Below are 10,475 nucleotides of genomic sequence, written 5' to 3'. Positions count from 1 at the left end.
ACTGCGAATGCAGTTTGAACAGCGCCTGCGCTGGCCCCTTTAGGGGTGAGACTCATCTTTAAGATGAGATGAATACTACTGCGAATGCAGTTTGAACAGTGCTTGCGCTGGCCCCTTTAGGGGTGAGACTCATCCTTAAGATGAGATGAATATTGTGGACACTACCAGGCATCAAATAAAGCCGAGACCCCATGCCAAAAGCGTGGGGTTTTTGCTGTGTGCGGAAGATGAAACGTGGTATGAATGAGATATTTGCTTCTGTTGCCCCTAATTCTGACTACTTAAATGCTAATTAACTGCGTGATAAAGGCCGTAACCTGTCATGGCACCGGCGACATCCCAGGCAATATCCTTCCAGCTCCAGCCAGTCCCGCCTTGACGACTATCATATAATTCCTTACCTGCACCGATGCCAATCGAAAATAGCAAACCGAAATTACGGCTTTTAGCATCAGACCAATTCTGATGTTCACCATAGGCTGTACCAGCAGCGGCTAAGGCTGCGGAAGCAAAGAAATGTTGTGTTTTATCTTTCCCAGTCCAGCGGTCATTAGCCATATGGGTGCATGCCGAATTGAGTAAAAATAGTGGAGCAATAAGTAACGAACGAAGATAGGGGGGACAATACATGCCGCCTCTCCTCTGGCTGGAGGACAAAAAACCCAGCATATATATAACCGGGTTTTTATATTTCAGATTTACAGTATACGGCTAATCAGACGATCGACACGAATTCTGCGCAAACGGCGGATCAGTTTGCGTACCTTGACTGGATATTGCTGAATATTCTCCAACTCAAGATAATGTGAAACAACTTTAGTATGAGTACGGATACATTCCAGCTCGTTAGCTCGCTGCTCATGCATCTCATGCTTAGGGTCGTGGATCAAAATGGCATTTTCCAAATCCAAGCGCCATGCTCGTGGATTCAGGTTATTACCGGTAATCAATTGCCAGTGATCATCTACCCACATCCCTTTCAGGTGGTAGGTGTTGTCACCATCTTTCCACAAGCGAACAATGAGCTGCCCGTTATCAACAAAGCGCTGTAAGCGACTCAAGAATCGACGCAGGTTAATTTCGTATAAATAGGGCAACGCACCGATAATTTTAAACGGCTGATCTTCTGGAATATAAAAGTCATTTGCTGTTTTGTCACCGACAATAATTTCGACCTGTTTACCTTCACGCAGCAGATAAATGATATTGCGAACTAATAGAGCAGGCAGGTTAAAATATGGCGTACAAATAATGAGACGCTCGTCAGCAGAAGCCATTAAATGATGAATTGTTTTATTCAACTGGCTCTTTTTACCTAACCCAACCAGCGGGGTAACTGCTAATTCATCATTACTGGCTTGTGCCGGAAATTGATAACCGATATCACGCAGCGATGAGCGGAATTGCCGGGTCTCATTTTTGATTTCAGGATTGGTTGGCCGATCAGCACGATCAAGGCGTTGAACTGCACCTGCACTCAATATCCGTTGTTTCAGATAATCAACCATAAGATCAGCCAATGATGGATTAGTGATTAACTGGTAGCGATCGTAACGATATTTATCGTTTTGATGGAGATAGACATCATTGATACTGGCACCACTATAAACCACCGTATCATCAATGATAAAACCTTTCAGATGTAACACGCCAAGGGCTTCACGGGTATTAACTGGAACACCGTAAATCGGAACGCAAACATTTGGATGGCTGATTGCCATTTCACAATACCAATCAGCATTAGTATTAACGGCTGCGGCACCGATACGGCCACGTTGGGCGCGATGCCAGTCTACCAGCACACAAATTTCCAGCTCAGGATGCAGCAGCTTTGCCTGATAGAGGGCGTTCATCACGTCACGACCCGCATCATCCTGCTCCAGATACAGCGCCACCAGATAAATACGTTTAGTCGCCTGGCCTATTAAATCCAGCAGAGTAGAGCGAAAAACCTTGGGGCAATAAAGCGTTTGGACATCATCAACTGGCTGGGGGAGTTTGGGCAGTTGTGCAAGGTGTTGTTGATGTTTGCTACGTTTGAATTTTGACAACATCACAGTGCGCTTCTTCTCTTGTTATTTGATGGCAGAACCGCCATATCCTAAAAACACTAATCCATTGAGTTGGGCGATAATACCATTACTTTTCTGGATTGTGCGCAAGTTTTGCCTACCAATAACTGAATCGTTTAGCTATGTGGGTGATATCACGATGATTCATGTAACATAAATCACAGTGTCAGCTCCAGATTAACGATCCCATCTTCCATTTGTACATCGATACTAAAACCGAGTTTTTTTGCCAAACCAATCATGCCTCGGTTGTTTGGCATGGTGACCGCGGTTAACCGCGTTAACCCATGGCTGCGGGTGTATTGAATCATCTTTTCAAGTAATTCCCGGCCCAGGCCCAAGCCTTTAAGATCTGAACGCACTAACACGGCAAATTCAGCGTCGATGTTGTCTGGATCAGAGTGTGCCCGAGTTACGCCAATAATTTCCGGGCCATCGATTTTTTGTCGCACAGCAACAAAGGCCATTTCCCGATCATAGTCAATCTGCGTCATATTCGCCAAATCATCATGGCTGAATTCGTTGATCTCGTTGAAGTAGCGATAGTAGAGATCTTCTTTAGTGACTTGATCAATAAACAGTTTTAGTAACGGTTCATCTTCTGGCAATATTGGGCGGAACAGGCAATGAGAGCCATCGTTCAGCACGACGGTTTGTTCCAACTCGTGTGGATAGGGGCGAATAGCCAGTCGGGCCTGTGGGTCGCCGCTGACGGGAGCCAGTTGCATTGAAACATCCAACAACGTGAACTCACTACCGGAAGCAAGCACCGGGTGAATATCTAAACGGGTGATTTCAGGGCAGTCAAGGATCAAGTTGGACACTTGTACCAGTAAACGGCTTAGGCCCGGTATATCCAAAGGTTGTAACGAGCCTCGGTTGCGAATTTTCCCGCCTTTGACGGCTTGTATCACCAGATAACGAGCCAGTGCCATATTGAGAGGTGGCAGTGCCACGGCGGCTTGTGTTTCATGGTGCCACTCGACCCCGCCTTCGCCCAGCATAATCAAAGGGCCGAAAATGGCATCCTGTTCTACTGCAATTCGCAGTTCTTGTGCTCCCGCCCGGTTAGCCATACTTTGCACCAATAGCCCCTGAATTCGGGCTTGAGGGAAAGTTCGTTTTACCCGGTCAAGAATATCGTCAGCTGCACGCTGTACTTCAATTGCAGTGCGCAGATACAGCATGACCCCTTGGACTTCAGATTTGTGCGGGATATCAGGCGAACGCAGTTTTATTGCGACCGGATAGCCCAGCCGTTCTGCGATGTGTACTGCTTCTACACTATCACTGGCAATCCAGGTTGGCAGCGTACTGAGGCCGTAGGCTTCAAGGATTGGCTGTACTTCATGAGTATCAAGCTGGGTTGCGCCCTCTGCCAGTGCCTGGCGGATCAACTGATGCACATGGGTGGTGTTGGCGGTAAGGCCCACAGGCAGTGCCGGTGTTTCTTTCAGTTGTTTCTGGTTACGGCGGTATTCCACCATATGCATAAAGGCGGTAATTGCGCCTTCAGGCGTGCGATAGGTTGGGATCCCCGCTTCAGTGAACAGTCGGCGTGCATCCTGTGATGAATACTCACCACACCAATTAGTCAGCAAAGTTATGCGTTTACCACGTGGATGTTGACGAATAGCAGAAATCAGTAATTCCGCTGTTTTACTGCCGGGTGCTGCGGCGCTCGGAGAGTGAATCAGTAGCAGCGCGTCATAGTCGGTGCTGTCGAGTAACGGCTTAAGCGCCGCCAGATAGCGCTCAGCGTTGGCATCATCGCGCAGGTCTATTGGATTGCGTAAGGAAATAAAAGACGGTAGCACCGCACTCAGCGCGGATTGGGTGGTATCAGACAGTGTTGCCAACTTACCATTACGGCTGATGAGCTCATCCAGCGCCATGGCAGCCGGTGCCGAGCCGTTGCTAACAATCAGTAGACGCTCACCCCGCAGTGGGTGCATATGGCTAAGTGTTTCGACGGCAGAAAATAATTCATGGGTATCCTGTACTCGCAGCAGTCCAGCGCGCTGGATAGCCGCATCATAAGCGGCATCTAGCCCTTGTTGGCCATTCAATAACTGCTGAGCACGTTGGCTGCGGCCACTTTTGACCACCAGAATCGGTTTATTACGGGAAGCACTGCGTGAGGCCGATAAGAAACGGCGTGCATCACTGATATGTTCGATATACAGCATAATGGCACTGGTTTTGCCATCTCGGGCCAGGAAATCGAGTAAGTCATCTACATCGATATCCAGGCTATCGCCCAGTGCAATAAAGTAAGAGAAGCCCACTTCCCGTTGCTGCGCCCAATCAAGGATAGTATTGGCTACCGCCGCAGATTGGGAGATAAACGCCAGTCGCCCTTTCTTGATAGGAACCGGTGAGAAGCTGGCATTCAATCCTTGCCATGGTGCCAGTAAGCCCAGGCTGTTCGGGCCAAGCAAGCGTATATGGTGGCGTTGTGCGCAGGCTTTCAATTCAGGAAATTGTTCAGTGGCGGCAGACAAAATAATGACGGCCTTACAGCCCCGGAGAGCTAAATCCTCCAGTAACGCCAGATTGCGGCGGTCATGAGTACACAAAATGGCCAGATCAGGCGTGATGGGCAAGCTGGCAATATCGGCGTAAGCCAGCACACCGCAAACAGCTTGGTGGGTGGGCGTGACCGGCAGGATCGGGCCACTGAACCCTCCATCGAGCAAATTACGCATCATCAGGAAACCGGCACGTTCAGGCTTTTCAGAAGCCCCGATGACCGCAATAGACTTCGGGCGTAGCAGTGCTTCTAATCCACGTTGACTCATGTTCGATCCCCTAAGGAAAGGATGGTTTACCTGATTTTATGCGCTTTCTTCGGCAGTTGCTGTGACTCGTCCCACTGGATGATGAGGTTTCCCCGCTAAATATTGCTGGCGAAAATAATGGAAATGGGCGGTTAAACCCTCTGCGGCCTGAATATCGCCGGCTTGCACCAGCAAAGCGGATGCAACCTCAACAGTACAGTGTTGTTCCGGGCGTTGTGCCTCACGCAGCAGGTAATCAGAAGTATGACTGACATTCAGTGACAACATCGGTAAAGCGGCGAGATACGGACTCTTACGAAACATCTTTTTGGCTTCGGTCCAGGTGCCATCCAGTAGAATGAATAACGGTGGCTTATCGTTTGTAGGTAATTGATTGAGAATCTGCCGTTCTGGTGCGGCATATTTTTCCGGGAAAACCACATAAGGCTGACGCTGAGGATCAGCGATAGCCGCCAATAATGCGGGATCAACTTCAGTGCGCGACCAGAGAAAGGCTTGAGTATCCGGCAGAATATCAGCAATCAGGCGGCCGGTATTACTGGGTTTCAGCGGTTCAGTATCAAACATAATCAGACAAAAACGGCTGTTCGCCGGTTGCGGTTTGATGGTGTCACATAAACAAAATCGCTCAGTCAGCAGGCAGCCTTGGCAGCGAATAGCACGACAGCCACGGGCGCGATAGGGGCGGGTGGAAGCGGCCAGCCGTAATCGGCGTAAATGCAGTACGGCATTCCCCGTTGCAGTGACCGTAGGTAAACCGAGAGTGGTCAATAAAGCGTTGGCCGCTGGTAACCTGGGGTCGATAGTTGATGATGCCGTCACGGCGAACTCCTGAATAAATAGCGTTATTCTAATCAACCCTGACTCTCAGTTATACAATAAACCCCGCCCCGGCAGAAAACTGTCAGGGCGGGGTTTCGGGTTATAACCTCGTTTTATCGGGCGACGACCTTGCCCCGAGAGGCAATAAATGGGTTAAACTAGCTTAGTGGTCGACCGAGTCTATGGCTAATTGCTCATCTAGCCACTGATCAAACTGCGCTTTTGGCAGGGCACCACTCAGCATGTCGGCCATTTTTCCGTTCCGATACAGCATAATAGTCGGAATGCTGCGGATACGGAAACGGGTGCTAAGTGCCGGTTCTGCTTCAGTATTGATTTTTACGAAGCGGACTTTCCCGGCACGCTCTGCGGCGACATCTTCAAAAATAGGGGCGAAGTTGCGGCAAGGGCCACACCATGGCGCCCAGAAATCGATGACGACGGGCAGATCATCTTGCAGCAATTTATCCAGTGTTTCGGCGGTGGCGTTAATGACTTCGCCATCAAATAAAGAGTGGCCACAGCGCCCACATTTTGCGCCGTCATCAATACGTTCTTCCGGCAGGCGATTAGTCGCCATACAAGCTGTACATACCGTATTCATACATTAGCCTTTATTTTTGTATCTAAGTAGATAAGAGAAACCAGGCAGTCCAAGCATGACTGAATGGTTTCGTGGTTGTTATCTATTATGGAGACAAATGAGATAAGTGCCAAAATGCTTTATTCGATGGATACGATAGTTGATAGCTTTTAGTGCTTGCTTATGGCTAACCGGGCGGACATCAGGTAATCTTCGCGCCCTGCGCGTTGGTGGAGAAGACAATGAACGATTCATTTAGTGGCAAAAACGGCAAAGTTAAAGTGATGTACGTCCGCAGTGACGAAAGCAGCGACGACCGTAATAACAATAACCGTAGTAAAAACTCGCGTCCGGCAGTTAAAGGTCGTCCGGGTGATAATGCGGGTCGGAGTAGTTCACCGCGGAGTAATGACTCACGTCGTAATGATTCAGGCCGTAATGAACGCGATCGTCCTAGCCGTCCGGCACGTTCAGAAGGCAGCGGTCCCTACGACTCACCGTGGAAAACAGTGTCTCGTGCGCCGTCGGAAGAGCCGGAGTTTGATCATGGTGGTATCAGTGGTAAAAGCCATGTTGACCCTGCGCAATTGCGCCGTCAACGGGCTGAAGAAACACGCGTTTATGGCGAGAATGCCTGTAAGGCGCTGTTTGAAAGCCGCCCTGATGCTATCGTGCGGGCTTGGTTTGTGCAGTCAGTTACGCCACGTTTTCGCGAAGCGCTGAAATGGATGGCGGCTAACCGCAAAGCTTATCATGTGGTTGAGGAAGATGAGCTGGCGAAGGCTTCGGGTACTGAACACCACGGTGGCGTGTGCTTCCTGATTAAAAAACGTCAGGGGCTGGATGCAGAAACCTATTTGCAACAGCAGACTCAGGCTAAAGATTGCGTGCTGGCGTTGGAAGATGTGGGTAACCCACATAATCTGGGCGGTATCATGCGGACTTGTGCCCATTTCGGTATTAACGGCGTGTTGTTACACGATCCGGCGGTGCTGGAGTCTGGTGCGGCAGTTCGTACCGCGGAAGGCGGAGCCGAGCATATCAAGGCTATCAATGCAGACGATTTTCTCTCGGTGCTGGATACCTTCCGCAAAGCCGGTTACACCATTGTCACCACCTCGAGCCATAAAGGTGTCAGCCTGTCAAAAGCTGAACTGCCTGCCAAGATGGTGCTGGTATTAGGGCAAGAAAGTGACGGTCTGACAGACAGTGCATGGCAGCAGGGCGACATGAGCGTGTCTATCGGTGGTACCGGTAAAGTTGAAAGCCTGAATGTGTCTGTCGCGACAGGTATTCTCTTAGCAGAATGGTGGCGTCAAAATAGCGCTCAGTAAGCCAGAGGGTTGATACTCTGTTAGGCTACTGAATCATAAAGTAAAAAGGGGCGCTGAGATTAATAATCAGCGCCCCTTTTTGTGGCTCAGTGTTAGCCGCTAGTGCGCGCCACCGCCCCTACCACCGGAGGTAAAGGGCGGTTTGGCAAACCAGACCAGCCCCAGCAGTAGCAGAAATACCCCCGCAGATAGCCAGAAAATCTCGTTTGCCGAGATAATCAGCCCCTGATTAGTAATTTCCCGTGCCAGATAAGCCGAAGCCTGCTGCTGATTCATCCCCAGTTTTTCTAATTCCTGATAAGCCTGCGTGGCATTCGGGTTGAACGGATTAACAAACTCAGTCAACTGCGAATGGTGCATAGACTCTCTTTGCGTCCATAGTGTGGTGGTGATTGAGGTACCAATCGACCCCGCCAGGGTTCGCAGGAAGTTCGACAAACTGGATGCTGCCGCCATTCGCTCCGGCGGCAAACCGGATAACGTAATGGCAGTCAGTGGCATAAAGAAGCAGGCAATAGCAAAGCCTTGCACAAACTGCGGCCACGCTGAGGCACCAAAATCCATTCCCGGTTCGAATGTATATGCCCGCCAGTAGAAACAAACTGCATACATAATGAAGCTGAATGTTACTAACTGCCGCATATCAATTCGATGTGAGAAGCGACCAATAATAGGTGACAGCAATACCGGTAATATTCCTATCGGCGCTGATGCCAAACCGGCCCAGGTGGCGGTGTAGCCATAGACCTCCTGTAGTAGCTGTGGCAGCAAGACAATGGCACCAAAGTACAACATATAGGCCAGGCTGATACACAAACAACCAATGGTAAAGTTTCGCGATTTGAATAATGACAAATCGATCACCGGATGGTCGTCGGTTAGCTCCCAGACGATGAGGAAGGTAATGGCAATCACGGCAATCACCGTCAGGACGATAATCTCGGTCGAGTTAAACCAGTCCAGCTCCTTACCTTGGTCAAGCATGATTTGTAAGGCACCGATACCAACCACCAATAGCACCAGCCCCACGGTATCAATGGGCTTGATTTCGGTTTTGGTTTCTCGCCCTTTTAAGGTGCTGCCTGCCATCAAAATGACGACCAGACCAATAGGGATGTTGATAAAGAAGATCCAGCCCCAGTGATAGTTGTCACTGATATAACCGCCGAGGATCGGCCCACAGATTGGGGCGACAACAATGGTCATCGACCACAATGCCAGGGCCATACTTCGCTTCGCCGGCGGGTAGTTATTCAGTAGTAAACTTTGTGATAGCGGGATCAATGGGCCAGCAACCAGCCCTTGGATCACCCGGAAGAAGATAAGCATCCCCAGGCTGTTTGACATACCACACAGCCATGAGGCCAGTGCAAATAACCCCGTGGCCCACAGGAACAAGCGTACTTCACCTACGCGTTTTGCCAGCCAACCAGTAATGGGAATTGAAATCGCGTTTGCCACACCGAATGAGGTGATAACCCAAGTGCCCTGTGAATTGGACGAACCCAGATCCCCGGCAATAGTCGGAATAGCCACGTTAGCAATGGTGGAGTCCAGCACCTGCATGAAAGTCGCTAATGATAGCGCGACCGTCATCCAGGCGAGTTGGGCACCTTCAAGCGGTTTTTGTGCCACAGTGGCCCCCGGTGCTTTTAATCTGCGTTGGCATGGACATTAACCTGCATTCGCATGAACAATGTCGCTAATCATTTGATTAACCGGCGCTAAATCCAGTGACAGCGCGTTGGTGACAAAAGCGGGGTCTTTACGCACCTTTTGCGCCAACACTTGCCCATCGGTATTGATGGTGTCTACTCTCACCGTGGTAGACAGGCCAATGCGCAGCGGATGTTCAGCCAGTTGTTTAGCATCTAGCGCAATACGAACCGGTAGACGCTGGACGACCTTAATCCAGTTACCGGTGGCATTCTGTGCCGGTAACAGTGAGAAGGCGCTGCCGGTCCCCATATCCAGACCGACCACTTTTCCCTGAAAGACTACGTCATCACCGTAAAAGTCCGTCACCACCGTAGCGGGTTGACCGATGCGCATATTGTCTAACTGTGTTTCTTTAAAGTTGGCATCAATCCACATTTGATTAGCCGGGATCACGGCCATTAATGGTGCCCCATTGGCAATCTCCGCGCCGACTTGCACACTGCGACGTGAAACAAAGCCGGTGATTGGGCTAACAACTTTGGTGCGTTGCAGCGCGAGCCAGGCATCGCGTAGTTTAGCCGCGGCCTGTTCGACCGCCGGTTGTTTTTCCAATGGCGTATTCAAAACCAGTGCCTGATTGGCATTGTATTGCGCAATAGCCACATCCAGTGAAGCTTGCCCGGCCTCTACCGCATCACGGGCGTGTTGCAGTTCTTCACGGCCAATGGCATCAGCAGAACCTAGCACCACTCGGCGTTTAAGGTCATTTTGTGCTTTACTCAGTTCGATTTTTTTCAGCGCAATATTGGCTTGGTACTGTTTGCTATTAATCATGAGCTGGTGAGTTTGACGAACACTGTTAGCCAGCGTGGTTTTCGCTTGCTCATAGGCTTGTTCAGCATTGGTTGGATCCAGTGTCAGCAACACATCGCCGCTTTTGACCAGATCAGTATTTTCAAAATTGACACTGACTACACTACCAGGAACCTGCGACATGATCTGAACTTGGTTGCCTGAAACATAGGCATTATCAGTTTCTTGATGATGACGCAGCACCAGGAACCAATAAATAAGATAGGCCACCCCGATAATAATAAAAATAACCGTCAGCAGTAGAAGTACGTGTTTACGTTGCTTCTTTTTATTCTGCGGTGGTGGCGCTATTTGATTTTCCGCGCTTTCACTCATGCTCTTCTCCACACTA

8 protein-coding genes are annotated in these 10,475 nt (G+C 49.7%); 1 reads left to right on the top strand and 7 read right to left on the bottom strand.

The window, feature by feature from the left end:
• Positions 1-288: 288 nt before the first annotated feature.
• The 5 genes from AEP37_RS18915 to trxC all read right to left on the bottom strand — a co-directional run bounded on the left by AEP37_RS18915 (position 289) and on the right by trxC (position 6,299).
• Complete coding sequence (locus AEP37_RS18915) at positions 289-630, bottom strand: YfiM family lipoprotein (protein ID WP_049614811.1); 342 nt, start codon at positions 628-630, stop codon at positions 289-291.
• A gap of 68 nt (positions 631-698) precedes the next feature.
• Entirely contained in the window at positions 699-2,051 is a 1,353-nt protein-coding gene (pssA, locus tag AEP37_RS18910; RefSeq protein ID WP_408068344.1) for a CDP-diacylglycerol--serine O-phosphatidyltransferase, read from the bottom strand.
• A 179-nt stretch (positions 2,052-2,230) separates the two neighbouring features.
• Complete coding sequence (locus tag AEP37_RS18905) at positions 2,231-4,873, bottom strand: bifunctional acetate--CoA ligase family protein/GNAT family N-acetyltransferase (RefSeq protein WP_049614809.1); 2,643 nt, start codon at positions 4,871-4,873, stop codon at positions 2,231-2,233.
• Positions 4,874-4,909: 36 nt separating this feature from the next.
• Entirely contained in the window at positions 4,910-5,644 is a 735-nt protein-coding gene (locus tag AEP37_RS18900; RefSeq protein WP_049614813.1) for a tRNA-uridine aminocarboxypropyltransferase, read from the bottom strand.
• Between the two features lie 214 nt (positions 5,645-5,858).
• On the bottom strand, positions 5,859-6,299 hold the full coding sequence (gene trxC, locus AEP37_RS18895; protein WP_049614808.1) for a thioredoxin TrxC: 441 nt from the start codon (positions 6,297-6,299) through the stop codon (positions 5,859-5,861).
• A gap of 221 nt (positions 6,300-6,520) precedes the next feature.
• Between trxC and AEP37_RS18890 the strand changes: the two genes are divergently transcribed.
• Positions 6,521-7,612 (top strand): tRNA/rRNA methyltransferase, encoded by a 1,092-nt coding sequence (locus AEP37_RS18890; protein WP_049614807.1) that lies wholly within the window; start codon positions 6,521-6,523, stop codon positions 7,610-7,612.
• Positions 7,613-7,711: 99 nt separating this feature from the next.
• On the opposite strand, the gene emrB is transcribed toward AEP37_RS18890, so the two are convergent.
• Complete coding sequence (gene emrB, locus AEP37_RS18885; protein ID WP_049614806.1) at positions 7,712-9,247, bottom strand: multidrug efflux MFS transporter permease subunit EmrB; 1,536 nt, start codon at positions 9,245-9,247, stop codon at positions 7,712-7,714.
• A 39-nt stretch (positions 9,248-9,286) separates the two neighbouring features.
• Positions 9,287-10,459 (bottom strand): multidrug efflux MFS transporter periplasmic adaptor subunit EmrA, encoded by a 1,173-nt coding sequence (gene emrA, locus AEP37_RS18880; protein ID WP_049614805.1) that lies wholly within the window; start codon positions 10,457-10,459, stop codon positions 9,287-9,289.
• Positions 10,460-10,475 lie beyond the last annotated feature (16 nt).

This window comes from Yersinia pekkanenii (assembly GCF_001152565.1).
GTDB classification, from domain to species: domain Bacteria; phylum Pseudomonadota; class Gammaproteobacteria; order Enterobacterales; family Enterobacteriaceae; genus Yersinia; species Yersinia pekkanenii.
The sequence above is the reverse complement of the archived record's forward strand: the minus strand, read 5'-3'. Positions and strand labels throughout refer to the sequence as shown.